This window comes from Streptomyces sp. MS19, from assembly GCF_047200595.1.
Classification (GTDB): Bacteria; Actinomycetota; Actinomycetes; order Streptomycetales; family Streptomycetaceae; genus Streptomyces.
Genome location: NZ_JBJZOH010000054.1, coordinates 1 through 25,503, shown reverse-complemented (window position 1 = coordinate 25,503; position 25,503 = coordinate 1). Strand labels below are relative to the sequence as shown.

Here is a 25,503-nt window from a genome sequence, read left to right as displayed (position 1 = left end):
GCACAACGGCCCCCGCACACACGCCACAACGACGCAATGACCCCACGAACGGGTCCCCGCGGGGCCCGCCGCTGACGGCGGACGGGCGGGCGGGCGGGGTCAGGGCCTGTGGAGGTGGTCGCCGAGGAGGGCGAGGCCGTGGCGGAGGCGGCGGAAGTACGTGGCACGGCTGAGGTGGAGGCGTCCGGCGAGCTGCTGGTGGGTGCGGGGCGGGCCGAGGTAGTAGTGGCGCAGTATCCAGCCCGCTTCGGCGTCGGTCGGGTCGTCGCTGTCGGCGAGCGCCTGCACGGCGTCGGCGAGCCAGGTGCCGAGGGCGTGCGGGGTGGGCGTGCGGGGCGTGCCGAGCAGGGGGCTGTGGGCGAGGTGCCCGGGGTCGCGGACGTGGGCGAGGGCGTCGGCGATCTCCCCGATCGGGGACGGTCCCGGCGGGCCGCTCGCCGGGTCGGGTACGAGGGGGGCGAGCCGGGTGAGCCAGTGCGTCATGTCGTCGCCGGCGAAGTCGTGGCTGAAGACGAGGGGCCGTCTGCCGCAGCGGTAGACGTCGTCGCGGATCGCACCGTGCGCCTGGAAGCGCAGGCCGTGCAGGAGTTGCTGGTATTCGGTGGACGGGGTCGAGACCAGCAACCGCGTAGGGCGGGTCATCGCCTGGCGCAGGATGTAGCGCAGGAGATGGGCGTGCAGGGCGGGATCGGGGCAGTAGGCGGCGCCGAGGAACAGACCGCCAAGACCGCCGGGATCGCCGGGCTGCTCGGTCAGCAGCGGCTCGGTGTGCTGCTGGAGAAGGGGTTCGACGGCGCCTACCGTGCGCCGTTCCACGCGGGGCAGCCAGGCGAGGCCGGCGAGGCGGCTGTCGCGGTCCCTGACGAGGTGGAAGCCGGACACGTCGGAGCCGAGCCAGCGTTCGACCAGGCGGTCCGTGCGGCGTGCGTCGAGGCCGCCGTGGTCGGCCCAGCGGCGCATCAGGCGGCCGATGGCGTCGGCGTCGCCCGGGACGGCGGCGGTGACGGCCGCGACGGGCCGCGACGGCGGGAAGATCGTGTCGCGCAGTTCGGGGACGCCGGAGAGGAAGAGGCCCTGGAGGGTCAGTTCCTCGCGGGTGCGGTGGTCGGCCGTACGGGCGAGCTGGCCCGCCCGGTAGGTCAGGGCGCGCTTGCGCGCGGAGGCGTGGGGGCCGGGGCGGCGCCACTGGTGGGCCAGCTCGATGACGTGCCGGAACGGTTCGTCGACGGTGAGGCCGATCGGGTCGCGGGAGACGATGCTCAGCGCCGCGAGCGTGTCGAACGTCTCGGGGCCGCCGCGCAGCAGCACCTCGTCGCCGGCCCCCAGCGTCGCCAGCAGGAACAGCGACCGGTGCCAGTGGCGGCCGGGTGCCTCGCCGGCCAGCCGGTGGAGGAGTTCGCCCGCAACCTGGTCGGCGACCGCTCCCGGGGTGTCCGGCGGGGTGCCGGCGTGGAGGGCGCGGCAGACGGCGGTGGCGACGAGGGGGTTGCCGCCCGCCATGCCGGTGGCTAGCCGCCGGGCGCGCGGGTCGTGCAGCGCGGCGACGGCGGGGAGCCGCCCGAGGCGGTCGTCGGTCCACTGGGGCAAGGGGACGGTGGCGGGCGAGGTGTGGGTCCATGCGGGGTGCGCCATGAGGGGACGGCGGGTGAGGAGCAGCAGCGGGCGCGGGGGGCGGGCGGCGGGGGTGGCCAGGGCGGAGGCGGCGGCCCGCGCGTCGGCGCTGTCCAGGCCGTCGAGGACGAGGAGTCGCCGGGGGTCGCCGGGCGCGTCGAGGGCGGCGCGCAGCGTCGCGCGGGGGTCCGGGCCCGACAGGTCGGTGACGTCCGCGTCGGGGAGGCGGGCGGCGAGCCAGGACTTGCCCGAGCCGAGGGGGCCGGTGAGGTTGACCAGCGGGTGCGCGGCCAGGGCGGCGAGCAGCGCGGCGGGCGGGTCGTCGTCGCACGTCTGGTGCGCTGACGGGGACGAGGGCTGTGTCACCGGCGCGGGCGGCCTGGCTCCCATCGGATGCTGCGCTCCCCTGGCGGACGGGCGGACGGGCGGGGCGGGACCGGAGGGGCTCCACCCTAGCGGCCGCGCATCGCGGGCAACAGGCTCGTGCCGCACGGCGGTCGGCCATGGGATGAGACTCGCGTGAGACTTCACCGGCCCGCCGCGCCGCTACGTTGGAACACCCCCGGGGACCGGCCAGGGCCATGGTCCGTCTTCGAAGAGGCCGCCGCATGCACCGGACGTCGCGGGCGGCCGGGCGCCCCCTTGGCACGACCCCGGGGGACCGGGGTGTCGCCGTACGCGCGGGAGGACCCGGGAGGACCTGTGGAGGCACACGCCATGGCCGTGCTCGGACTGTCGGACATGGAGGAGGCGGTCTACCGCCATTTCCTGCGCAACCCGCGCACCTCCCCCGGCGACCTGCACGTCCTGCTGCGCTGCGAGCGCGACACGGCGGAGCAGGCGGTGGCGCGGCTGCTCCGGCTGCGGATGCTGCTGGGGGACGGCGCGAGCGTGTGGGCGTCGGAGCCGGACGTGGCGGTGCCGCGCCTCGCGGAGGAGCGCCTTGAGGAGCTGCACGGCGAGATGCGGCGACTGACGCGGTATCAGCCGATCCTCAGGTCGCTGGACGGGGACCGGCCGTCCGCGGCGGACGGGGTGCCGGCGGGCCAGGCGGGCTCGGCGGGCATCGAGCGTCTTGAGGACCTGCGGCAGGTGCGCAGCCGCATCGACGACCTGGCGTTCTTCGCGCACGAGGAGGTGCTGTCCGCCGAGCCGTACGACGCGCTCACTGCGGAGAACATCGCGCACGCCCGCGCGCTGGACATGCGCTGCCTGCGGCGCGGAGTGCGCATCAGGAACCTCGTGCGCAAGGCGGTGCTGGACGACCCGGTGACGCTCGGGTACCTGACGGAGCTGCGGGCCGCGGGGGCGCGGATCAGGGTGGCGGAGGAGTTCTCCGAGCTGATCCTCGTCTACGACCGGCGTACCGCGCTCGTACCGATCGACCCGCAGGACACGGCGCGGGGCGCGCTGTGTGCGCGGGAGAGCGGTCTGGTGGGCAACATCGTGACGCTGTTCGAGCGGTTGTGGGAGGGCGCGGAGGACCTGGGGGATCTGATCGGGGCGGGGGCGGCCCGGGAGCCGGAGCTGACGGAGACGCAGCGGGCGGTGCTCGACCGGATGTGCGCGGTGAGCAAGGACGAGAGCGGGGCGCGGCAGGTCGGGGTGTCGCTGCGCACGTACCGGCGGCACATCGCCGATCTGCTCGCGATGCTGGGCGCGGACAACCGGGCGCAGGCGGCGCTGCTGGCGCGGGACAGGGGCTGGGTGTGAGGCCGTCAGTCGCCGGTGAGGGACCAGGCGCTCAGGGCGGGGTCCTCGGCGAGTGCGGCCCGTACCCGTTCCCGTATCTCGCCCGGCCGTGCGTCGGCCACCGTGATGCGCAGGCCGATGCGCGAGGGGGTGGCGCGGTGGAGCCAGGTCCAGTGGGCGGGCAGCAGGCTGAGGAGCCGTACGACGGCGATCTCGCCGTCGTCGGCGCCGGGTGAGACGACCATGAGGTCCACGGTGATGTCCATCAGGGGGCCGTCACCTTCCGGGCGGGGGCGAGGTCGGGCAGCGGGAGGCCGTACTCCCTGCGCAGCGCCGACCTGGCGGCGAGCAGGCCGCACATGCCGTGCACGCCGGGGCCTGGCGGTGTGGCGGCGGAGCAGAGATAGACGCCGGGCAGGGGGGTGCGGTAGGGGTCCCAGCGGGCGACGGGGCGGGCGAGGCTCTGACGCAGCGTGACGGCGCCCGTGCCGATGTCGCCTGCCACGTAGTTGGGGTTGTAGCGGGCGTATTCGGCGCCGGAGATACCGCGTGAGGCGAGGATCGTGTCGCGGAAGCCGGGGGCGTACCGCTCGATGATGTCGGTGATCAGGGGGACCGGGTCGCGGTCGTCGCCCGGGGGGAGGTGGGCGTAGGCCCAGAGGGGGCGGCGACCGGGACGCGCGCGTTCCGGGTCGGTGACGGCCGGGTCCACCACGAGGACGAACGGTGTGCCGTCGGCGCCGCCGAGGGCGTTGGCCGTCTCCTGGCGGTGCAGTTGGGCGGCGGTGCCGCCGAGGTGGACGGTGCCCGCGAGGCGGACGTCCGGGTCGGTCCAGGGCACGGGCGCGGAGACGAGGAAGTCCGCCTTGCCAGCGGCGGGTCCGTACGTGTAGCGGGCGAGGGCGCGTGCGTAACGGGGTGGCAGGCGGTCGCCGCCCAGTGCGAGGAGGGCGGTCGGGGAGACGTCCAGGAGGATCGTGCGGACGGGGGCGAGCTGCCGCAGGTCGGTGATGGGGTGTCCGGTGTGCAGGCTTCCGCCGTGGGCGGTGATGTCGTCGGCCATGGCTTCGGCGATGCGCCGGCTGCCGCCGCGTGGCAGGGGCCATCCGGTGGTGTGCGCGAGGTGGGCCATCAGCAGGCCGATGGCTGCGCCGGGGAGCGACGGGAGGGGGCCGACGGCGTGGGCGGCCGCCCCGGCGAGCAGTGCCGGGGCCTGCTCGCCCCGGAACGCGGAGCGGGTCAGCCGCGTGCCGTGGCGCAGGATGCGGGGGGCGAGGGCGGGGGCGGCGCGCAGTCCGGCGGGGCGGCGCATGCCGGACAGGAGGAGGTCGGCGACGTCGTCGCCCCTGGCGGTGAGGGGACGCAGCAGGCGCCGCCAGCGGGGGCCGTCCGCGCCGAGGCCGTCGCAGGTGGTGTCGAGGTCGCGCCAGGCGAGCCCGGAGGCGGCGCCAGGCAGCGGGTGGGCGTAGCTGAGCGGGGCGTGCAGCAGGTCCACGCCCCGGTCGGTGAGGCCGAACGCGCGGAAGAAGGGCGACGCGGCGGCCATGGGGTGGACGGCGGCGCACGTGTCGTGGTGCACGTCGGGGTCGAAGAGCGCGGCGCCGCGCAGGCCGCCGCCTAGGGTGTCGGCGGCCTCGTGCACGGCGACGCGGAGGCCCGCGCGGGCGAGGGTGACGGCGGCGGCCAGACCGTTGGGCCCGCTGCCGACGACGGCGGCGTCCACGGCGTTCATGAGGTGCTCCTTCTCGTCACGTTCGGCGCCTCGTTCGGCGTCGCGTTCTGCGCGGCGTGCTTCGCGGCGTTCCTCCGGGGCCGGGTCCGTCCGGCCCCGGGCGGGTCACTGCCAGCCGTTGGCGTCGGGCGTGACGACGGGGCCTTCGTCCTCGTCGCAGGCCGGGGCGGGCTGCGGCGCGGCGGTGCCGCAGGCGGGGGCGGGCTCGGCGGCGGGGGTGTCGGCCAGGGCGGTGCCGGTCGCCGTGCCGGCGCACAGGGCGGCGAGGACGAGGACGGCCAGCGGGCGGGGCAGGCGGCGGGCGGCGGTGCGGGGGGTGTGGGCGGTGTAGGCCTGGGGGGTGGTCCGGCGGGTCATGTCCAGCTCCTCCGAGGTGATGGGTGCGCTGCGTACGGGGATGCGGTGGGGGTGTGGGGGGTGGTGTTCTCGATTCTTGCGGCGGGGCGGCCGGTGCGGGGGCTTCGGCGGCGGCAGCAGGCTGCCGGGGGCGGGCAGGATGCTGCCGCCGTTCAGCGTGCTCCGGCGGGGACGGCGGTCCCCGTGGCCCCGGCGAGGTGGGCGGAGGCGAAGCGGCGGTACAGCTCGTCCCGTTCCATCAGGTCGTCGTGACGGCCCGTCGCGCGCACCCTGCCGTCCTCCAGGACGACGACGGTGTCCGCGTCGGCCACGGTGGAGAAGCGGTGGGCGATGGCGACGACGGCGCAGCGCGCGGCGATGGTGCGCAGGGTGTCGCGCAGGGCGGCCTCGGTGTCGGCGTCGAGCTGGGACGTCGCCTCGTCGAGCAGGATGACCTCCGGCCGCTGGAGCAGGGCGCGGGCGATGCACAGCCGCTGGCGCTGCCCGCCCGACAGGCCGACGCCCTGGTCCCCGAGCGGGGTGTCGAGCCCCTGGGGCAGCTGTGCGACGACTTCGGTGAGCCCGGCGAGGCGTACGGCTTCGAGCAGTTCGGCCTCGGTGGCGTGCGGGGCGGCGTAGGCGATGTTCTCGCGGACCGTGCCGCGCATGGCGGGGCTGTCCTGCTGGACGTAGCCGACGCGGCCGCGGATCTCGGCGAGCGGCAGTCCGGCGATGTCGCGGCCGTCGAGGCGGACGGTGCCGCCGGTGGGGCGGTAGAACCGTTCGACGAGCTGGAACGCGGTGGTCTTCCCGGCGCCCGAGGGGCCGACGAGCGCGGTGAGGCCCCGGCGCGGGACGGTGAACGAGACGCCGTCGAGCACGGTGCGCCCGTCGTACCGGAAGCGCACGTCCTCGAACGCGATGGCGGGCCGCTCCCCCGCCGGGACGGCGGCCGCCCCGGCCGGACCGGCGCCGTCCCCTGTCTCGTCCCCGTCCTCCTCCTGCGGGAGCGCGGCCAGTTCGTCCACACGCTGGATGGCGGCGCGGCCCTGCTGGTAGGCGCCGATGCCGAGGAAGACGAGGACGAGCGGCGAGACCAGGTAGAACAGGTACATCACGAAGCCGGTGAAGTCGGCGGCCGAGAGCGAACCGGTGGCGACCCGCGCCATCCCCGCCCCCATGACGGCGGCCAGGGACGCCTGGAGGCCGACGTTCATGGCCGGGGACAGCAGGGCGTCCAGGGCGCTGACGCGGGTGCCGGAGGCGCGGGCGCGGTCGGCGAGGACGGCCAGCCCGCGCTGCTCCCGGCCCTCGGCCCCGGCGGCCTTCACGGTGGTGACGGCGGACAGGATCCGTTGCAGGCCGGCGCCGAACTCGCCGACGTCCTCCCGGTTCACCAGCGCGGTCCTGCGCAGTCCCCTGGCCAGCCAGACGGACGCGGCGCTGGCGGCGCCGAGGCAGCCGAGCGTGATGAGCAGGAGCCAGAAGTCGATCCAGGCCATCATGACGACGCCGCCGACCACGACCAGGCCGTTCACGACGACCTGCGCGAGGCTCTGGGAGAGGGCGATCTTCACGAGCGAGGTGTCGGAGACCAGGCGGGTCTGGAGGTCGCCCTGGCGGCGGGCGTGCAGCTCGGCCAGTTCGGCGCGCAGGACGCGGCCGGTGAGGAGGACGCGGGCGTCGCGGACGATGTTCTCGCCCGCCCTGCCGATGAGGTAGCCCTGGGTGGCGGACAGCGCGGCGTCCAGGAGGAACAGCGCGGCGAGCAGCACGATCGCGCCCGCCACGGGGTCGCCCCGGCCCGCCGCCTCGATGAGGTCGGCGACGATGGCGGGCTGCGCGAGGGTCGAGACGACTCCGGCGACGCCGAGCAGGACCCCGCCGAGCAGCAGCCGGCGCTGCTTGCGCGCGGCGGACCGTACGGTGCCGGGGACGGGACGGGTGGGACGGGTGGTCCGGGTGGTCTCAGCGGCGGCCATCGTCAGTCTCCGGGGTGTCGGCGCGGCGGGCGTAGCGGGTGACGTACAGCGCGCTGTGGTCGGGGTCGAACGGGGTCCCGGCCCAGTCGGCGTGCCGGGAGACGGGGACCAGTCCGGCGGCGGCGGCGTACGCGTCGATCTCGTCGGGTGTGGTGAGGCGGCTGAGTTCGCTGCCGATGCGGGTGCGGCCGGGTTCGTGCCAGATGTGGGAGACGTGCCACAGGCTCTGCTCGGGGAGGAGCGTCGAGTAGCTCTGGAGGCCGGTGTCCGGCTCGGGGTAGGGGGCGAAGTACGAGGTGCGGCGGCGCCCCTCGTGCAGGTCGAGGACGAACGCGGGGTTGTGCGTCTCGATGACGAAGGTGCCGTCGGGTGCGAGCCGGTCAGCGGCGCGGGCGACGGCGGCGCGCTGGCCGTCGGCGTCGAGGATCATGGACAGGGTGGCGCACACGCAGTAGACGAGGCCGTAGCGCTCGGTGTCCGCGTAGGTGCGGATGTCGCCGTGGACGGGGGTGATGGGGGCGGCGGTCGCGTCGAGGGCGGCGCGCAGCCGGTCCAGCATCTCGGGTGAGGAGTCCACACCGGTGACGGGCCCGGTGAGGCGGGCCAGCGGTACGGCGATGCGCCCGGTGCCGACGCCCAGTTCGAGGGCGGGTCCGCCCGGGTGCCAGTCGGCCAGGGTGCGCGCGGTCCGCTCGGCGCCCGCGTCGCGGGGGAAGATGCGGTCGTAGAAGTCGGCGAAGACCTGCCCGTAGCCGATGTCGGGCACGGTGGTGTCCTCGGGGGTGCTGTCCTCGGTGGTGCTGTCCTGGGGGGTGAGCGTGTCGGTCATGGGAAGCTCGCTTTCCGGCAGGGTGGCCCGTCAGGCGGCGGCGGTGACGGGCCGCATCGGCGTGTAGGGGGAGACGAAGACGATCTCGGGTTCCTCGGCGTCGTCGTATCCGGCGGTGCGCAGGAGCGTGAACTGGAAGCCCTTCACGTCCGGCAGGCCCTCGCGTCCGATCTCCGTGCGCAGGAAGTCGCACAGGATGCGGTAGGCCGGGGTGCGCGTGGCGGCGGCGAAGCCCTTGTCGAGGAAGTGCAGGACCTCGGTGCCCAGGTCGAAGACGGCCTTCTCGGGGCGCCGTCCGGGGAACCAGGCGATCTGGTACGGCTTGCGCCCGGCGATCACGTCCACCGGCCGCCACGGCGACGTCTCCCCCGCCGTGTCCAGGGTGCGGTAGTGGAACTGGTAGTCGTGCTGCGCCGGGTTGGGGGCGAAGAAGCGCCAGTTGGGGAACAGCGCGGAGAACGAGTCGAGCTTCGCGACGCGGTTGAACGCCTGGTTGGGGTGCTGGGAGCAGACCGTGCCGAGCAGGACCAGCGCGGCGGCGACGCGGGCGGCTCCGCCGGGGCCGGTGAACTGCCGGGCGAGGGACGACCTGGCGGTGTGCAGGGCGGTGGCGGCGTTCATCGGGTGCCTGCCTCTCCGGGGGCGGTGGTCGCCTGGTCGGTGGCGCCGGTGCGGTCCGTGGCGTCGGTGCGGTCGGTGCGGTCCGTCTCGGCGAGGAAGTCCTTCAGGTGCCGCAGGGCCTCGCCCGCGAGACGCGGGTCGGTCAGCAGCCCGTCGTGGTCGGCGCCCTCGATCACGGTGGTGCGCACGACGCGGCCGGGCGCGCGGTGGGCGTCGGCGATCTCCCCGTGCATCAGCAGCTGTTCGGGGTCGCGGTCCACGGTGTGCTGCGCCGAGACGACGAGGGCGTGCGCGGCCACCGGCCGCAGGGCGCCCTCGTGGCCCCTGAACTCGACCTCGGCGGACCGCCACTCGCGCAGCGCCGCCCGCCACAGCCGCGCGTCGGCGTACTCGGCCATCGTCCGGCGGCGCCAGGCGGCGGGCAGGTTGTCGAGCCAGTCGGGCCGCGACAGCAGCGCGCCGAGCCCGGCGCGGAGGCTGACGGCGAAGGCCTGGAGGGCCGAGCCGACGTGGTCGGCCGTCTCGCCCTGCTGGTGGGAGCGGTTCAGCTCGGCCGGGTGGGAGCTGTCGAGGTAGACGACGGCCTGGAGCCGGTCGCCGAGCTGCCCGGCGGCGCGCCGCGCGATCTCACCGCCCAGGGAGTGCCCGACGAGGACGACGCGCCGCCCCGGCGGTACGGCGGCCGCGACGAGGTCGGCGAGGTCGTCGGCCGACTCGCGGAGCGTGAACGCGCGCCGGGTGTTGCGGCGGCTGGGGCCGTAGCCGGCGCGGCTGTAGAGCAGCCAGTCGTGCCCGTTCTCCTCACGCGCGGCGCGGACGTACCAGCCGAAGTGGCCGGGTGTGGCGGCGAGTCCGTGGACGTAGACGAGGACGGGGCCGGTCGCGTCGGGGCGGACGACGCCGTCGAAGACCAGCTCGTTGCCGTGGCGCGTGGTCACCGTGCCGGCTCCGGCGCGCGGGTCGGCGGCGCGCAGGCGGCGGGCCACGGCCAGCGCGGCGGCGGTGGCGGCCCCGCCCGCGGCGAGGGCGCCGGTGACGGCGAGGAGCCGGTCGTCGCGCCCGGCGACGGCCGGGTGGCTGCGGGACGCGGCGGTGTAGGCGACGGCCGGGTGCATGGCGGTGAAGGAGGTGACGAAGCGGCCGAGGCCCATCACGAAGCCGTTGGCGACGTGGAACGACGCGGCGCTCGCGAGGAGCGGCCTGGTCAGCGTGCCGCCCTTCATGTAGACGAGCGGGAAGAGGCATTCGAGCGCAAGCACACCGTGGGCGAGGGCGCGGGCCTGCTTCGGGTAGCGCTGGGTGAGCTGCCAGGCGTGCCGCTCGCCGTAGGTCCTGGTGCGCAGGACGCCGCCGAGGGCCGAGCCGTCGCGCCAGTCGCTGCCCAGCAGTTTGACCCAGCCGGACACGGCGTAGGAGAGCGTGGACTGCGCGGCGACGTACCACAGCAGGGCGTCCCGCACCTGCGGCGAGGACGACAGGCGGGCGATGCCGGTGGCGGTCTGCACGAGGCCGGACGCCTGGTCGGAGCCGTCGGTGCCGTAGCGGTGGGTGGGGTAGAGCATGGCGCCCGAGACGCCGAGGAAGAGGTTCGCGGCGCCGCGCAGGCGGCTGTTGCCCGGGAGCAGCAGGGCGGCGCCGGCGGCGATGCGTCCGCCGTGCAGGGCGCGGGTGGTCCAGGGGTGGGCGGTGATGTCGAGCGCCTTGCGCAGGGGGCGGCTGCGTGCGGCGTACGCCTCGCGGGCGATGGCCCAGTGGTTGAGGCCGCCGGGGCGGGTGTGGCGGCGGTTGGCGAGGTGTTCCAGGCTGCTGACGAGGGAGGTGACCGCGGCCAGCCGCTCGGAGGCGCCCAGCGCCTGGGTACGCGTCAGGGGGATCGGGCCGAGCAGGGCGGACAGTCGTTTCCGGGGCGGGATGGACGGCAGTTTCATGGCGGTCTCCGGGGCGGTGGACGCGTGCGGGCCGGGCGGGGTGCCGGGGAGGAGAGCGGGGAGGGGCGGGGCCCCGGCCGGACGGTGGGGAACCGTCCGGCCGGGTCCCAGCCGGTCACTCGGCGGGGCGGATGGGGCCGCCGTTGCGGCCCGCCTCGAAGGCGTTGAGCATCGCGTAGCCGATGGCGATGCCCGCCAGCACGGCGGGGGTCGACATGACGGGCTTGCCGTGCATGGTGATCCGGCCCTGGGGGTCCTCGACGGCGATGTCCGCGAGCAGTGCGGAGCGGTTGAGGAAGGCGGTCTCTCGGGACATGGTGCGTACCTCCGGTCGCGGGGGTGGGTTCGAGGGGTCAGGTCACTCGGCGGGGCGGGTGTCGCCGACGGCGGTGGCGAAGGCGTAGCCGCCCGCGAATCCGGCGACGAGGACGACGGCGAGCGTCGGGGTCGCGAGGACGGGGTGGGTGCCGCCGGGGGCGTGGCCGGTGGAGTCCTCGCTGAGCGCGGCGACGGAGTCGAGGACGGACGGAACGGTCCTGTTCGTGGTCATGTCGGGTCCTTTTCTGATCGGTTGGTGAGAGCGGGTGCGGTGGAGCGGGTGCGGGGGGGATCAGCCCTCGACGGGGCGCAGCTCGCCGACGATGCGGCCGGCGGCGTAGGCCACGACGATGGCGCCCGCCGCGCCGACGATCACGGGGGTGGCGGCCACCGGCAGCGCGCCCCGGACGACGCGGCCCTCGGCGTTCTCGTCGAGCGGGCCGGCGACGGCGGTGTGGCGGGTGAAGCTCGTTTCGGACACGGGCTGTTCCTTCCGTTCGGTGCGGTTTCCGTGCGAAGGGCGGCTGGGCCGTCCCGTGGAGAACGATGCCGACAACGAACCGCCGGGCTAAGGGGGTTGAGGCTGCACGAGGCTGCCACCCGGCGGCAGCAAGCTGCCGCTGCGGCGCCTGGGCGGTGACGGGCCGCGGGGCGCGCCGGGAGAAAAGGCGCGTCCCGCGCATGGGGAATACGGGCTTGCCGCCGCGTATTCGTGGCGGCGTGCGGAGAAGCGCCGGGGATTCCGCGCGGCCGCGTGCGCCGCGTACGGGCCGGAATCCACCGGGCGCGAGGTCACCCCTGGTCAGACGTACGAGAACCGCCCGCGCCGCGGCATTCCGGGGCGACGTGGCGGGATTCCACCGCACGGCGGGAAGGCTTTTCCCGTGCCCCCGGCGGGAATTGCGCACGGTCCGCCGTCCTCGCGGCTGGAAAAAATGCGTGGCACGCGCCGGTGCCGTCGCGGAACACTGCGGGTACCGGGGCCCCTTCACCCGCCCGGTCGTGTCCTGGACGACCTGGCGGGGGCTCCGCCATGCCGTCCTCCGGATGACGATCCGGGGCGGCCGCCCTCCGATCCGCAGTTCTTCCGCGCGGCAGGCCGGAGCGTCACCCGGTCCGCCCCCGGGGCGACCCCCGGGGCCCGCCGCCGCACGACCCTACGAGGTGGAATGGAAACGCCTGAAGAACGCGAGGGACGACCGGGCAGGGGCTCGGTACTCCTCGCGCTCCGCTACTACGGCCGCGAGTTGCGCCGGCTCCGGCGGCTGTCGGTGCCCGGGATGCTCCTCCCGGCGCTCGGCAACGTCGGCATCGGCTACATCGCGCCGCTGATCGTCGCGAAGCTCGTCGCGCACATCGCCGGCGGGACGGACGTGTCCGTCGGCTCCGCCCTCCCGTTCATCCTCGGCTACGCCGCCGTGCTGCTGCTCGCCGAAGGCGCCTGGCGCGTGGGGATGCACTGCGTCAACCGCCTCGACGGCCGCGGCATCGAGCACCTGTACGTGCTCGGCATGGACGAACTGTTCGCCAAGGACACGGCGTTCTTCCACGACAACTACGCCGGGTCGCTCACCAAGCGCGCCCTCAGTTTCGCCTCGCGCTTCGAGCAGTTCGTGGACACCCTGACGTTCTCGGTGGTGGGCAGCCTGGTGCCGCTCACCTTCGGCTCGGTGGTGCTGTGGCAGTACGAACCGGTGCTCGTCGTCGGCCTGCTGGGCGTGATCACCCTGGCGGGCGTGTGCGTGGCTCCCCTCATCCGCCGCCGCCAGGAGCTGGTGGCGCGCCGCGAGGAGGCCATCGCCCGGGTGTCGGGGCACGTCGCCGACACGCTGATGCACATGGAGACGGTCCGCGCGTTCGCCGCGGAGGAGCGCGAGGCGGCCGAACACCGTTCGCGCGTCGCGGAGTCGCGACGGCTGTCGGTGCGCTCGTGGGACTACGGGAACCTCCGCATCGACACGGTGGTCGCGGCGCTCTCGGTGCTCACCAACGCGCTCGGGCTGCTCATCGTGGTCGGGCTCGGCGGCGGCGGGGTCGGTGTCGAGGCGCTCGTCGTCGCCTTCACCTATTACACCAACGCGACGCGGATCATGTTCGAGTTCAACCGGATCTACCGGCACCTGGAGAACGCGCTGACGGAGGCCGCCCAGTTCACCGAGCTGCTGCTGACGCCCTCGCGGGTGCGCGACCCCGAGACGCCGGAACCGCTGGCGTCGCCCCGCGCCGCCGACGTGCGCTTCGATCGCGTCACTTTCTCCCACACGGGCACCGAACCGCTCTTCGACGGCCTCGACCTGGACGTGCCGGGCGGCACGCGGATCGGGCTCGTCGGCAGGTCGGGCGGCGGCAAGACGACCCTCACCCGGCTGCTGCTGCGCCTGACGGACGTCGACGCGGGACGCATCCTGGTCGGCGGCCAGGACATCAGGAACCTGAGCCAGGCCGACCTGCGCGGCCTGATCGCGTACGTGCCGCAGGACCCGGCCATGTTCCACCGCACGCTGCGCGAGAACATCGCGTTCGCCCGGCCGGACGCGACCGAGGCCGAGATCCGGCGGGCCGCCGAGGCCGCGCATGTCACGCAGTTCGCGGACGCGCTGCCCGACGGCTTCGACACGATGGTGGGCGAGCGCGGCGTCAAGCTGTCCGGCGGCCAGCGCCAGCGGGTGGCCCTGGCCCGCGCGATCCTGCGCGACGCGCCGATCCTGCTGCTCGACGAGGCGACGAGCGCCCTGGACTCGGAGAGCGAGATCTACGTGCAGGAGGCGCTGTGGCGGCTGATGGAGAAGCGGACGGCGCTGGTGGTCGCGCACCGGCTGAGCACGGTCGCCGGGATGGACCGGCTCGTCGTCCTCGACCGGGGGCGCATCGTGGAGCAGGGCACGCACCAGGAGCTGCTGGCGGCGGACGGCGCCTACGCGAAGCTGTGGCGGCACCAGTCGGGCGGTTTCCTGGACGACGACGTCCCGGTGGAGGCCGGGCTGGACGCGGGCAGGAGCGTGCCGTAGGGAGCTGTCCCGGCGGCGCGGGGGAACGGGGACGGGGGCGCGTACGACTCAGGACGCGCCGTCGTGCGCCCGCTGCGCCGCCACGATCACGGGCGTCCGGGCGGAGATCCAGTCGATCAGGCCCTGCAACGGCTCGGCCAGCTCCTGCCCGAGCGGCGTGAGGGAGTAGCTGACCTTCGGCGGCAGCGCGGGTTCGACCTCGCGGGCGACGAGGCCGTCCCTGCCGAGCAGTCTGAGGTTCTGCGAGAGCATCTTCTCGCTGATCCCGCCGACGCGGTCGCGCACCTCGTAGAAGCGCAGCGGCCCGTCGCGCAGGCAGGCCACGATCAGGACGCCCCAGCGGCTCGTGACGTGGTCGAGCACCGTGCGCCCCGGGCAGTCGCTCCTGAACGCGTCGCCCGCGCCGTCCGGCAGGCGCGGCGGCGTCAGTGACTTGTCAGCGGCCATGGCCCGAGCTTAACGGGCACCGCCGGCCAGGCCGTACGGTTCAGGGGAGCGCGGCGGCCTTGCGCGCCAGGACGGCGCGCTCCCGGTCGTTGCGGCACAGCCGGGCCGCCAGCTCCAGCTCGGCGCGCGCCTCCGCCGTCCTGCCGAGCCGCGTGAGCAGTTCGCCGCGTACGGTCGGCAGCAGGTGGGAGCCGGACAGGCGGCCGGAGACGGCCAGGTCGTCCACCAGGGCGAGGGCCGCCGAGGGGCCGTCCGCCATCGCCACGGCGACGGCCCGGTTCAGCTCCACCACGGGTGAGGGCGCGACGCGGCCGAGCGCCTCGTACAGCAGGACCACCCGTTCCCAGTCGGTGGCGCCGACCGAGGGCGCCGCCGCGTGGCAGGCGGCGATCGCGGCCTGGAGGCCGTACGGGCCGAGGCCACGCCGCCCCGCGACCGCCCGGCGCAGCGCGGCCGTGCCGCGCCGGATCGCCGAGCGGTCCCACAGGCGGCGGTCCTGGTCCTCCAGCAGCACGGCCTCCCCGTCCGGGCCGGTGCGCGCCGGGAAGCGCGCCGCCGTCAGCTCCAGAAGGGCGAGCAGGCCGTGCGTCTCCGGTTCGCCGGGCACCAGCGCGGCGAGCGTGCGGGACAGGCGGATCGCCTCGTACGCGAGGCCGGGGCGCAGCAGCGCGTCGCCCGCGGTCGCCGTCGAGCCCTCGGTGAAGATCACGTACAGCGCGCTCAGGACGCCGCCGAGGCGCTCGGCGCGCTCGTGCACCGGGGGCAGTTCGAACGGCACGCCCGCCGCGGCGATCGTCTTCTTCGCCCGGGTGATCCGCGCCTGGACGGTCGGCACGGGCACCAGGAACGCGCGGGCGATCTCCTCGGTGGACAGGCCGCCGACCGTCCGCAGCGTCAGCGCGACGCGCGCCTCGGGCGACAGCACCGGGTGGCAGGCGACGAACATCAGCGCCAGGACGTCGTCGTCGATCCGGTCCGGGTCCCAGGGGAGGTCGTCCGCGCCGCCGCCTCCGGCGTCCTCGCCGGCGAGGAGGGCGTACCGCTCGTCGAGCGCGGAGCGGCGGCGGAACGCGTCGATCGCCCGCCGCCTGGCGGTGGCCAGCAGCCACGCGACGGGGTCGCGCGGCGTGCCGTCGCGCGCCCAGCCGACGAGTGCCTCGGCCACCGCCTCCTGGGCGACGTCCTCGGCGAGCGCGAAGTCCCCCGTCCAGCGGGCGAGCGCGCCGACGATCCTGGCGGACTCGATCCGCCAGACGGCCTCGACGGCGCGCCGCGCCGCTCCGGTGCCCGGCGGGCCGTCACCGGGCGTGCCCATCAGAGCTGACCGGTCCGCTCGCGCCAGGCGCGCTCCCTGGCGATCCACTCGTTGTCCTGCGGGAACTCGTCGATGCCGGGGACGCGGCGGACCTCGCACTTCGAGCCGGGGACGGCGGGCAGGCGCTTGGCCCATTCGACGGCCTCCTCCTTGGAGGCGACGTCGATCACGTAGTAGCCGCCGAACAGTTCCCTCGTCTCGCCGTAGGGCCCGTCGGTGACCACGGGGGTGTCGCCTGCGAAGTCGACGACCACGCCCTGCGACGGGTCGTCGAGGCCCTCGGCGGCGACCAGGACACCGGCCCGGATCAGCTCCTCGTTGAAACGCCCCATGGTCGCCAGCATCTCCTCGAAGGGCACCTTCGTCATCTCCGCGTAGGACTCGTCGGTGCCCCGCATGATCAGCATGTACTTCGCCATCTCGGTCTCCTTGGCAACGGGCCGCTTCCCGGCCCTCTCACCCCAAGGTCGAACGGGGCGGCGGCGGATCGACACGGCGCGGAAGATTTCTTCTGGATTCTTTCCTCCGGCCTCCCGGACCCCCGCCGGCACGCTCGCGCACCAGTCTGCCGGACCTGCGGGCCGGGATCTCGCCGACGTCATCGAGCACTCGCTCAAACGGCTGGGCCGGCGGCGGCCGGCGACGGTCGAGGAGCGCCGGGGCCCGGCGCAGCGGGTGACGATCCACTGCTACACGCCGCAGGGTGACGGGCCCCCGCCGTACGCGCGGGACGGTCCCGCGAGAGGATGCGGAGTCCGCTGCCGCCCGCCCGGCCCACGCCCTCGTACGTCCACCCCCAGCGACGGGACGACCTCCATGACGACCGACCTCACCGCGTTCGCCCGCGAGATCTTCGACGCCCAGCCGTTCAGCCGCCTCCTGGGCGCCGAACTGACCGCGGTCGGGCCGGGATCGGCCGAGATCCGCGTCCGCAACCGGCCCGAACTCCGGCAGCAGCACGGCTTCGTGCACGGCGGGGTGCTCAGCTACCTGGCCGACAACGCGCTCACGTTCGCGGGCGGCCTCGCCCTGGGCGGCGACGCCCTCACCGCCGAGTACAAGATCAACTACGTCCGCCCGGCCGTCGGCGAGACCATCGTCGCGCGTGCGGAGGCGGTGGTGACGACCAGGCGGCAGGCCGTCTGCCGGTGCTCGGTCCTCGCGCTGCGGGACGGCGCCGAACGCCTGGTCGCCGTCGCGCAGGGCACGATCGTCGCCGCCGGGGCGCGGCAGCCCGACCTGCCGCCGACGCCCACCGGCCAGGAGTGACCCTGGCCGTCACGTGGGGACGGCACCCCGGGCGATCAGGCGCGCGGCCGGACGGCGGAGGGCATGCCGTCCGCGGCCGGGTGCGAAGGCTGTGCCCCTCGGTGCTGGAAGACGCACGCCAAGCCGTCCGCCCTCACGGTGTCGTGCTCCCGGCGGCGGGAACCACCCGGGGGCCCGCCCGGGTCCTCTCGCCGAAGCACGTCCCCGCGGAGTCAGCGGCGCGCCGCGGTGAGGACCGGGCGCAGGTGGCTGAGCGGGTCGGGGCCGATGGGGCGGAGGACGACGGTGTCCGCGCCCGCTTCCCACAGGACGCCGACCCGTTCGAGCGCGGTGGCGGTGTCGCCCGCCGCGAGGTGCACCTCGGAGCGCGGTACGCCGAGGAACGCCTGCGACTCCGCGATCACCGGCGCGGTGGCCGCCCGGACGGCGGCGGGGTCGTCGCGCGTGAACAGGTGGGTGAAGACGATCAGTTCGTGCGGGCGGCCGTGCGCGGCGCGGCCCCGGCCGATGTGTCCGAGCGCGGTGGCGATCCGGCCGGGGCCCTGGCCCTCGGCCATGATGGTGCCGTCCGCGAGGCGGCCGGACAGTTCGAGGGAACGCGGCCCCAGCACGCCGGTGACCAGCGGCGGGGGCTCGGCGGGCGGGTGGACGAGCCGTACGCCGTCCACGCGCACCTCGCGCCCGTTCAGCGTCGCGGTGCCTCCGGCCAGCAGGGTCCGCGTCACCTCAAGCGTCTCGCCGAGCAGGGACAGCGGGCTGGCGGGCGCGGCGCCGACCTGCGCCATCCAGTCGCGTACGCCGTGCCCGAGGCCCGCGATCAGGCGCCCGGGGAAGGCGCGGGCGAGCGTGGCGATCTCCATGGCGAGCAGGACCGGGTTGCGCAGCGGCGCGGGCATGATGCCGATGCCGACGCGCAGGCGGCTGGTCGCGGCCAGGGCGACGGCCGCGGAGGACACGGCGCCCGCCCACGCCAGGTCCTCCACGACCCACAGGTCGTCGGCCCCCGACTCCTCGACCGTGCGCGCGAGATCCGCCAGCCCTTCGGGCGGCAGGTCCCGGTCGTACATCACTCCCAGACGTCTGCGCTGTGCCATGGCGTCACCCTAGCCACGCCCTCTGACAATCCCCTCGCTGCACGGCGCGCGGGGAGGGTCCGGCGGGCCGGTCAGCCGCAGTGGAACCAGCCGCTGGACGGCACGTGGTCCTGGATGACCAGCCTGCCCGACGTCGTCCAGATGTCGGTCTCGACGGCGATGCAGCGGTTGCGGCCGTAGAAGGAGAAGTTGGCGTAGTAGAGGTAGTTCCCGTCGTCGCCTGGCGGGACGTACCCCGTCGCGTCCGTCCACGCGTGGACGGCGATGCGTGACCGGACGCCGTAGTACGAGCCGCGCTTCACGGCGGCGACGCAGTTGTACGTGCCGTCCCAGTAGAGGTACGTGGTCGCGTAGGTGACGCCGCCATCGACGTTGTTCCAGCTGTCGATGACGGAACCGTTGCAGCCGTACTCCGCGGCGGAGGCGGTGGGCGCGTTCACCGCGCCCGCGACCACGCTCGCGAGGCTCACGGCCAGGACGGTCGCGAGACGGCCGGGTCGTGCGCGTTTCATGTCGTCCCTTTCAGCCGCAGTGGAAATAGCCGTCGTACGGTGAGCGGTGCAGGAAGATGTCGTAGTTCGACGTGTTCCACATGGTGAGTTCGGTGGCGATGCAGGCGTTCCTGCCGTACACCTTGACCGGCCCGGCGTAGTACAGGTAACGGCCGTCGTCCTCGTCCGAGCGTGGCTGCGCACCCGTGTTGTTGAACAGCAGCAGGTCCATGCGGGTGCGCACGCCCTCGTAGGAGCCCTTCTTGACCGCGACGGCGCAGTTGTACGTGCCGTCCCAGTAGAGGTAGGTGGTGGCGACGACCGTTCCGTCGTACGGATGGTCGATCGCGTCGATGAGTGTTCCGTCGCAGCCGTAGGCCCCGGCCGGGGCGGCCGCGTCGGCTGTCGCCGGGACGGCGATGCCGAGTGAGAGAGCCGCGGCGAGGCTCGTCAGGACGCGCGTCAGCACGGTTTTCCGCAAAGTGACCCCCCACTTGTAGGAATTCCTCGCCGGTGAAGCTAGCAGCGGCCACCAGGGAAACGGGACAGCGATTCCGGCCATTCGCGCGCCCCGGCGGGCAGGACGGGCGATACCCTGTGCGAGCGGGCCGTGGCTCGGCGTCACCGTCCGGTGGCTGTTAGGCTTTCCGGTACGACTGCCGTTCGGAGGAGAGACCAGTCATGGCGGGTGACGACGACATCTCCGGGTGAGACCCGGATCTGACAGCCACCGGCAGGTGCCCAGGAGCACCGCCGCCGTGGCCGCTCGGTCGTCCCCTTTTCCCTCCATGCCACGGGCAAGCCCCTGCCATGAGCAGCGGACCCCTGCGCCCGTGTCCTCTCCGAAGGCCACCCCATGTCCGACGTTTCCGTCATCTGCTCCCACCTGTCCTTCTCCTGGCCCGACGACACGCCGGTGTTCGAGGACCTGTCCTTCGCCGTCGGCGCCGGGCGCACCGGCCTTGTCGCGCCGAACGGGTCGGGCAAGAGCACGCTGCTGCGGCTCGTCGCCGGCGAGCTGCGCCCCACCGCCGGGTCCGTGACCGTCAACGGCACGCTCGGCCACCTGCCGCAGACCCTCCCGCTCGCCGACGGCCTGACCGTGGCCGAGGTCCTCGGGATCGACGCGGTGATCGACGCCCTGAACGCCGTCGAGTCGGGCGACGTGGCCGAGGAGCACTTCACCGCCATCGGCGACGACTGGGACATCGAGGAGCGCACCCGCGCCCAGCTCGACCGGCTCGGCCTCGGCGGGCTCGGCCTCGACCGGCCGCTGCACACGCTCAGCGGCGGCCAGATCGTCTCCCTCGGCCTCGCGGCGCAGCTGCTCAAGCGGCCGGACGTCCTGCTGCTCGACGAGCCGACCAACAACCTCGACACCGACGCCAGGCACCGGCTGTACGACGTGCTGGAGGGCTGGCACGGCAGCCTGCTGCTGGTCAGCCACGACCGCGCGCTGCTCGACCGGATGGACCGCATCGCCGATCTCAGCCGTCGCGAACTGCGCCAGTACGGCGGGAACTTCACGGACTACGAGGAGGCGGTCCGGGCCGAGCAGGAGGTCGCCGAGAAGAACGTGCGCAACGCCGAGCAGGAACTGAAGCGCGAGAAGCGGGAGATGCAGCAGGCCAGGGAACGCGCGGAGCGGCGCGCGGGCAACGCCGCCCGCAACCTCAAGAACGCCGGCCTGCCCCGGATCTTCGCCGGGAACATGAAGCGCGGCGCCCAGGAGTCCGCGGGCCGGGCGGGCCAGACGCACGCCGCCCGGGTCGAGGACGCCAGGGCCAGGCTGGACGAGGCCGGCCGCGCCGTGCACGACGAGCAGCGCCTCGCCCTGGACCTGTCCGCCACCGACGTGCCCGCCGGGCGCACCCTGTTCCTCGGCGAGGGGCTGCGGCTGCGGCGCGGCGGGCGGGAGCTGTTCGCCGGTGACGGCGCCGACCTGACGGTCCGGGGGCCCGAGCGCATCGCGCTGACCGGCCCGAACGGCGCGGGCAAGACGACGCTGCTACGTCTGGTCGGCGGCGACCTGGCGCCGGACGGTGGCCGGATCAGGCGGGCGGACGGCCGTGTCGCGTACCTCTCGCAGCGGCTCGACCTGCTCGACCCCGACCGCACGGTGGCCGGGAACTTCGCGGCGGCCGCCCCCGACAGGCCGGCGGCGGAGCGCATGAACCTGCTGGCACGCTTCCTCTTCCGGGGCGCCCGTGCCCACCTCCCTGTGGGTGTGCTGTCCGGCGGCGAGCGGCTGCGGGCCACGCTGGCGTGCGTCCTGTGCGCCGAGCCGGCGCCGCAGCTGCTGCTGCTCGACGAGCCGACGAACAACCTCGACCTGGTGAGCACCGGCCGGCTGGAAGGCGCGCTGGGCTCCTACCGGGGGGCGTTCGTCGTGGTCAGCCATGACGAACGGTTCCTCGCCCGGATCGGCGTCGGCCGGTGGCTGCGGCTGTCCGGCGGGGAGCTGGCGGAGACGGGCGCGCCCGCGGTGTGACGCGGGCGCGCCGTCCTGGCCCGTCCGCGGCACGACGCCCTGCGGGCCCTCACCTCGCTCACGTCTGGCGGACCCCCACCATGTCCCACTCCACCCCGCCCCCTTCCGCGCTGCTCGCGCGCGATGTCGTCCGCGTCCTCGGCGGTCGGCGGGTGCTCGACGGCGTCTCCCTGACCGCGCCACCGGGTCGGCGCGTCGGTCTCATCGGCGAGAACGGTGTCGGCAAGTCGACTCTGCTGCGCCTGCTCGCGGGGGCCGACGAGCCCGACGGCGGCACCGTCGCCAGGCCGGACGACCTCGGGTTCCTGCACCAGGAGATGCCGTTCGACACGGCGGCCACCGTCGCGGACGTCCTGGACGACGCGCTGCGCGAGGCCCGCGCCGACCTCGCGGAGATCACGCGCCTCGCCGGCCTGCTCGCCCGCACCCCGTCCGACTCCCCCGGCCACGCCGGGCTGCTGGCCGCGTACGGCGCCCGGCTCGAACGGGCCGAGGAACGCGACGCGTGGGACGCCGACCGGCGCGCCGCGCTCGTCCTCGACGGGCTGGGGCTCGGCGCGGTCGGCCGCGGCCGGCAGCTCGGCTCGCTCTCCGGCGGGCAGCGCGGCCGCCTCGCACTGGCCGCGCTGCTCGTGCGCCGCCCCGCCGCGCTGCTGCTCGACGAGCCGACCAACCACCTGGACGACGACGCCGCCGCGTTCCTCGAACGGCAGGTGCGGGACTTGCCGGGGGCCGTCGTCCTGGCCAGCCACGACCGGGCGTTCCTCGACGCCGTGTGCACGGACCTGATCGATCTCGACCCGTCCGTGGACGGACCGGTCCGGTACGGCGGCGGTTATCGCGCGTACCAGGCCGAGAAGCGCGCCGCCCGCGCGCGCTGGGAGCGGCGGTACGCCGAGGAGCAGGAGGAGGTGACGGCGCTGCGCCAAGCGGCGGGCGTGACCGCGCACCGCGTCGCGCCGGGGCGTGCCCGGCGCGACAGCGAGAAGATGGGCTACGGGCACCGGGCCGGACGCGTGCAGAACCAGATCTCCCGCCAGGTGCGGAACGCGACGCGGCGGCTCGACGAGCTGGAACGCGAACGGGTCGCCGAGCCCCCGCCGCCGCTGCGCTTCCGCAGGCCCCCGCACGCGGCACCGGACGGCGCGCCGCCGGACGGGCCCCTCGTCACACTGCGGGAAGCGCGCGTCCCCGGGCGGCTCGCCCTCGGGCACCTGGACGTCTCCCCGGCGGAGCGCCTGCTCGTCACCGGCGGGAACGGCGCGGGGAAGTCCACGCTGCTCGCCGTGCTCGCCGGGCACCTCGCGGCCGGGGACGGCGTACGGCGGCGGCCGGGGCTGACGGTGGGGCTGCTGGCGCAGGACACCGCGTTCGACCGGCAGGACCGCACGGCGCGCGACACGTACGCGGGCGTGCTCGGCGCCGAGCGGGCGGAGGCGGTGCCGCTGCCGTCGCTCGGGCTGCTGCGGGAGGCGGACATCGACAGGCCGGTCGGGCACCTGTCGGTCGGCCAGCGCCGCCGCCTGGCGCTGGCCCTGCTGGTGGCGCGCCCGCCGGAACTGCTGCTGCTGGACGAGCCGACGAACCATCTGTCGCCGCTGCTGTGCGACGAGTTGGAGGAGGCCCTCGGCACCGGCCCCGGCGCGGTGGTCCTGGCCAGCCACGACCGCTGGCTGCGGCGCCGCTGGCGGGGGCGCGAACTCCGGTTGGCGGACGGGCGCGAGGCGGACTGAGGGGCGCCGCAGCCGGGACGCGGGGCCACCGGGCGCGCCGGGCGGGACGCGGAGGGAAGCGCCCGCCCGGGGCGCGGCCCCGGATGGCCGCCTCCGGCGGACCGTCCCCGTTCGCGCCTGGGCCTGTGCCTGTGCCTGGTGAGGGGGCGGGGGCGGCCTGGGGCGCGTGTCCGAAGGGGACGTCCGGCCGCTCGCGGCTCTCCCGGCCCGGGGCCGTGGGTGCCCCCGGGTGCGTGCGTTGGCAAGGCTCCGGATCATCCTCACGCCGGGTGTACAGGGGCGCAGCGAGCATGCGTGGCCGGGGGGGGGCGGGATCATCCGGGCGACCGTTGTCGTGGACGGCCTGGCGGTAAGGACGTGGAGCCGGTCCGCGCGGACGGGCGTCGGAGTGGACGCGTTCGAGGAGCTGCCCGCGCGCGTGCGGGAGGGCATCGGCGCGGAGGCGGACGCGGTGACGCGCTTGCTGCGCGAGACCGCCTGAGCGGAACGGCGCGCCGGTCAACTTTCCGGTAGGACAGGCGACTTGTTCCGGAAAGTGGCCGGAAACTTCCACCGGACCGGGGCCCGGGGACGGCGGGCCTGACGGTTCCCGCTGCTCCGCCGCCCCCGCGTGATCCGCCGGGCGGCCCGGAGGAGTACGAGAACGGCCAACCTCGGACGGCACTGTCCGGCGTGTTGTCACGTCTCGGCCCCCCTCCTACCCTGGGAGCGCTCCCACGTCTGGCCGGCAACGGCTCGCACCTCGTTGACCTGGAGCGCGCACGCGTCCCCTGTGGTCACCGCGTCCCCGCCGGCCGCCCGCGCCGGGAGTTGCCCACGCCTTTCCCACCCGCACCCGCACCCGTTCCCCGGAGGTGTCTCCCATGCGTCTGACCCGATACCGGCCCCGGCTCTGGGCGGTGGTGGCCTTCGCCGCCGTCGCCGGGCTGACCACCACCACGCTCGGCGCGCAGGCGGACGCCCCGGGCGGCCAGGCCCGTACCGTCCTGGCCGCGGCGGCCGTCGAGGACGACGGCGCCGACTGCGCCGTCCCCTCCCCCGGCCCCTCGCCCAGCCAGTCGCTCCTGCCCGACCCGTTCACCCGCATCGACGGCACCCGCATCTCCGACCGGTCCGACTGGCGCTGCCGCCGCGCCGAGATCAGGGAGCTCGCGGAGCGCACGGTGTACGGCCAGAAGCCCGAGCGCCCCGACAGCGTCACCGGCACCGTCTCGCGGACCGGCATCACGGTGAACGTGACGGAGCAGGGCAGGAGCGCCTCGTTCTCCGCGAGCGTGGACCTGCCGAGCGGAACGGGGCCGTTCCCCGCCGTCGTGGTCCTCGGCGGTCTGGGCGCGGACACCGCGACGATCAAGGCGTCCGGCGCCGCCGTCGTGAGCTTCGACCCGTACGCGGTGGGCCGCGAGGGCACGCCGCGCAGCAGCAAGCAGGGCGCGTTCTACAGCCTCTACGGCGGGTCGAGCAGCACGGGGCTGCTGATGGCCTGGTCGTGGGGGGTGAGCCGGATCATCGATGTGATCGAGCAGTCGGGCGGCAGTGTGCTGCGGGCGGACGCGACGGGGGTGACGGGGTGTTCGCGGTTCGGGAAGGGCGCCTTCGTCGCGGGGGCGTTCGACCAGCGTGTGGCGCTCACGATGCCGATCGAGTCGGGCACGGGCGGGGTGCCCGCGTTCCGTTCCGTCGCCGGGGAGAGCGGGTCGCAGCCGCTGAGCAGCGCGTACGGTGAACAGCCGTGGCTCGGCGACGCGTTCGGCTCGTACACGGGCAACCCGGCGTCGCTGCCGGTGGACACGCACGAGATCGTGGCCATGGTCGCGCCGCGCGGTCTGCTGATCATGGAGAACCCGCACGTGGACTGGCTGGCCGCTCGGTCGGGCAGTGTCGCGGCGCTCGGCGGGGCCGAGGTCTACCAGGCGCTCGGCGCGCGGGCCAACATCTCGTACGTGTCGGATGTGCAGAGCGGTACGCACTGCGCCGTGCGGCCGGAGTGGCGGACGCCGTTGCAGCAGAGCATCGCGACGTTCCTGCGGGGGTCGGGCCAGGCGCCCGGCGTGTTCCGGATCGCGGCGTCCAAGCGGGGTGACCTGGCGGCGTGGCGGAACTGGCAGACGCCGGTCCTGACGGACGACGGGGGCGGTACGGGCGGCAGCGGCGGTGACACCGGCGGTGACACGGGCGGTGACACCGGGGGAGACACGGGCGGTGACACCGGGGGTGACACGGGCGGCGGCGACCCCGGGGGCGTCTGCGCCGCCTCCTACCGCGCGGTCGGCAGCTGGTCGGGCGGCTACCAGGGCGAGGTGACGGTGCGCAACACCGGCGGCGCCGCGCTGAGCGGCTGGGCCGTGACGCTGACCCTGCCGGGGGGCCAGTCCCTCGACAACCTGTGGAACGGGCAGCCCAGCGGCACCAGCGGGTCCGTCACCGTGCGGAACGCCGCGTGGAACGGGACGCTCGCGCCGGGCGGCACCACCACGTTCGGCTTCGTCGTCGCGGGCGGCGCCACCCCGCCGGGCGGCCTCGCCTGCACGGGCGGCTGACCCGGCACCCCGCCCCGTGGCCGGCCGACCGGTCACGGGGCGGTGCGCTGCTCGCCGGCGGCGGGC

Annotated in this window: 23 protein-coding genes; 6 read left to right on the top strand and 17 right to left on the bottom strand. The window is 75.1% G+C overall.

Annotated features, from left to right (window positions below):
• Positions 1-99: 99 nt before the first annotated feature.
• Entirely contained in the window at positions 100-2,001 is a 1,902-nt protein-coding gene (locus ACL02R_RS28115) for a hypothetical protein (RefSeq protein ID WP_412799780.1), read from the bottom strand.
• Positions 2,002-2,328: 327 nt separating this feature from the next.
• Here ACL02R_RS28115 and ACL02R_RS28110 point away from each other — a divergent pair, with 327 nt between their 5' ends.
• On the top strand, positions 2,329-3,324 hold the full coding sequence (locus ACL02R_RS28110) for a helix-turn-helix transcriptional regulator (RefSeq protein WP_412799779.1): 996 nt from the start codon (positions 2,329-2,331) through the stop codon (positions 3,322-3,324).
• A 5-nt stretch (positions 3,325-3,329) separates the two neighbouring features.
• Here ACL02R_RS28110 and ACL02R_RS28105 read toward each other — a convergent pair whose 3' ends face one another.
• The 10 genes from ACL02R_RS28105 to ACL02R_RS28060 form a co-directional block, all read right to left on the bottom strand.
• Positions 3,330-3,569 carry a hypothetical protein gene (locus ACL02R_RS28105; RefSeq protein ID WP_412799778.1) on the bottom strand — a complete coding sequence of 80 codons (240 nt, stop codon included), beginning with the start codon at positions 3,567-3,569 and terminating at the stop codon, positions 3,330-3,332.
• Positions 3,569-5,035, bottom strand: a complete 1,467-nt coding sequence (locus tag ACL02R_RS28100) for a phytoene desaturase family protein (protein ID WP_412799777.1) — start codon at positions 5,033-5,035, stop codon at positions 3,569-3,571. The genes ACL02R_RS28105 and ACL02R_RS28100 overlap by 1 nt, the downstream gene beginning before the upstream one ends.
• Positions 5,036-5,140: 105 nt before the next feature.
• Positions 5,141-5,392, bottom strand: a complete 252-nt coding sequence (locus ACL02R_RS28095) for a hypothetical protein (RefSeq protein ID WP_412799776.1) — start codon at positions 5,390-5,392, stop codon at positions 5,141-5,143.
• A 152-nt stretch (positions 5,393-5,544) separates the two neighbouring features.
• Positions 5,545-7,353, bottom strand: coding sequence for an ABC transporter ATP-binding protein (locus ACL02R_RS28090; RefSeq protein ID WP_412799775.1), 1,809 nt, complete (start codon positions 7,351-7,353; stop codon positions 5,545-5,547).
• Positions 7,340-8,182: a class I SAM-dependent methyltransferase gene (locus ACL02R_RS28085; protein ID WP_412799774.1), complete on the bottom strand. Its 843-nt coding sequence runs from the start codon at positions 8,180-8,182 to the stop codon at positions 7,340-7,342. Before ACL02R_RS28085 ends, ACL02R_RS28090 begins: the two co-directional genes overlap by 14 nt.
• 30 nt (positions 8,183-8,212) lie before the next feature.
• Positions 8,213-8,803: a hypothetical protein gene (locus tag ACL02R_RS28080; RefSeq protein ID WP_398847185.1), complete on the bottom strand. Its 591-nt coding sequence runs from the start codon at positions 8,801-8,803 to the stop codon at positions 8,213-8,215.
• A complete protein-coding gene (locus tag ACL02R_RS28075; protein WP_412799773.1) occupies positions 8,800-10,731 on the bottom strand; it encodes an alpha/beta fold hydrolase in 1,932 nt (643 codons plus the stop codon). Before ACL02R_RS28075 ends, ACL02R_RS28080 begins: the two co-directional genes overlap by 4 nt.
• Before the next feature lie 115 nt (positions 10,732-10,846).
• Positions 10,847-11,047, bottom strand: a complete 201-nt coding sequence (locus tag ACL02R_RS28070) for a hypothetical protein (protein WP_412799772.1) — start codon at positions 11,045-11,047, stop codon at positions 10,847-10,849.
• A gap of 42 nt (positions 11,048-11,089) precedes the next feature.
• Positions 11,090-11,281: a hypothetical protein gene (locus tag ACL02R_RS28065; RefSeq protein WP_412799771.1), complete on the bottom strand. Its 192-nt coding sequence runs from the start codon at positions 11,279-11,281 to the stop codon at positions 11,090-11,092.
• 60 nt (positions 11,282-11,341) lie between these two features.
• Entirely contained in the window at positions 11,342-11,530 is a 189-nt protein-coding gene (locus tag ACL02R_RS28060) for a hypothetical protein (RefSeq protein WP_412799770.1), read from the bottom strand.
• A 688-nt stretch (positions 11,531-12,218) separates the two neighbouring features.
• Between ACL02R_RS28060 and ACL02R_RS28055 the strand changes: the two genes are divergently transcribed.
• Complete coding sequence (locus ACL02R_RS28055) at positions 12,219-14,057, top strand: ABC transporter ATP-binding protein (protein ID WP_412799769.1); 1,839 nt, start codon at positions 12,219-12,221, stop codon at positions 14,055-14,057.
• Between the two features lie 48 nt (positions 14,058-14,105).
• Here the strand turns inward: ACL02R_RS28055 and ACL02R_RS28050 are convergent, their stop codons facing one another.
• The 3 genes from ACL02R_RS28050 to ACL02R_RS28040 are packed head-to-tail and all read right to left on the bottom strand — an operon-like array spanning position 14,106 to position 16,238.
• Positions 14,106-14,504 carry a winged helix-turn-helix transcriptional regulator gene (locus ACL02R_RS28050; protein WP_362968677.1) on the bottom strand — a complete coding sequence of 133 codons (399 nt, stop codon included), beginning with the start codon at positions 14,502-14,504 and terminating at the stop codon, positions 14,106-14,108.
• Between the two features lie 40 nt (positions 14,505-14,544).
• Positions 14,545-15,819 carry an RNA polymerase sigma factor gene (locus ACL02R_RS28045; protein ID WP_412799768.1) on the bottom strand — a complete coding sequence of 425 codons (1,275 nt, stop codon included), beginning with the start codon at positions 15,817-15,819 and terminating at the stop codon, positions 14,545-14,547.
• Positions 15,819-16,238: a YciI family protein gene (locus tag ACL02R_RS28040; RefSeq protein ID WP_412799767.1), complete on the bottom strand. Its 420-nt coding sequence runs from the start codon at positions 16,236-16,238 to the stop codon at positions 15,819-15,821. Before ACL02R_RS28040 ends, ACL02R_RS28045 begins: the two co-directional genes overlap by 1 nt.
• Positions 16,239-16,635: 397 nt before the next feature.
• Between ACL02R_RS28040 and ACL02R_RS28035 the strand changes: the two genes are divergently transcribed.
• Positions 16,636-17,088: a PaaI family thioesterase gene (locus ACL02R_RS28035; protein WP_412799766.1), complete on the top strand. Its 453-nt coding sequence runs from the start codon at positions 16,636-16,638 to the stop codon at positions 17,086-17,088.
• A 212-nt stretch (positions 17,089-17,300) separates the two neighbouring features.
• Here the strand turns inward: ACL02R_RS28035 and ACL02R_RS28030 are convergent, their stop codons facing one another.
• From ACL02R_RS28030 to ACL02R_RS28020, 3 genes are all read right to left on the bottom strand, one after another.
• Positions 17,301-18,182: an LLM class flavin-dependent oxidoreductase gene (locus tag ACL02R_RS28030; RefSeq protein WP_412799765.1), complete on the bottom strand. Its 882-nt coding sequence runs from the start codon at positions 18,180-18,182 to the stop codon at positions 17,301-17,303.
• A 71-nt stretch (positions 18,183-18,253) separates the two neighbouring features.
• A complete protein-coding gene (locus tag ACL02R_RS28025) occupies positions 18,254-18,694 on the bottom strand; it encodes a hypothetical protein (RefSeq protein ID WP_412799764.1) in 441 nt (146 codons plus the stop codon).
• 10 nt (positions 18,695-18,704) lie between these two features.
• Positions 18,705-19,142 carry a hypothetical protein gene (locus tag ACL02R_RS28020; RefSeq protein WP_412799763.1) on the bottom strand — a complete coding sequence of 146 codons (438 nt, stop codon included), beginning with the start codon at positions 19,140-19,142 and terminating at the stop codon, positions 18,705-18,707.
• Between the two features lie 387 nt (positions 19,143-19,529).
• On the opposite strand from ACL02R_RS28020, the gene ACL02R_RS28015 reads away from it, so the two are divergent.
• The 3 genes from ACL02R_RS28015 (at position 19,530) to ACL02R_RS28005 (ending at position 25,437) form a co-directional block, all read left to right on the top strand.
• Positions 19,530-21,164, top strand: a complete 1,635-nt coding sequence (locus ACL02R_RS28015; protein WP_412799762.1) for an ABC-F family ATP-binding cassette domain-containing protein — start codon at positions 19,530-19,532, stop codon at positions 21,162-21,164.
• Positions 21,165-21,244: 80 nt separating this feature from the next.
• Entirely contained in the window at positions 21,245-22,897 is a 1,653-nt protein-coding gene (locus ACL02R_RS28010; RefSeq protein WP_412799761.1) for an ABC-F family ATP-binding cassette domain-containing protein, read from the top strand.
• An 863-nt stretch (positions 22,898-23,760) separates the two neighbouring features.
• On the top strand, positions 23,761-25,437 hold the full coding sequence (locus tag ACL02R_RS28005; protein ID WP_412799760.1) for a cellulose binding domain-containing protein: 1,677 nt from the start codon (positions 23,761-23,763) through the stop codon (positions 25,435-25,437).
• The last annotated feature ends 66 nt before the right edge of the window (positions 25,438-25,503 follow it).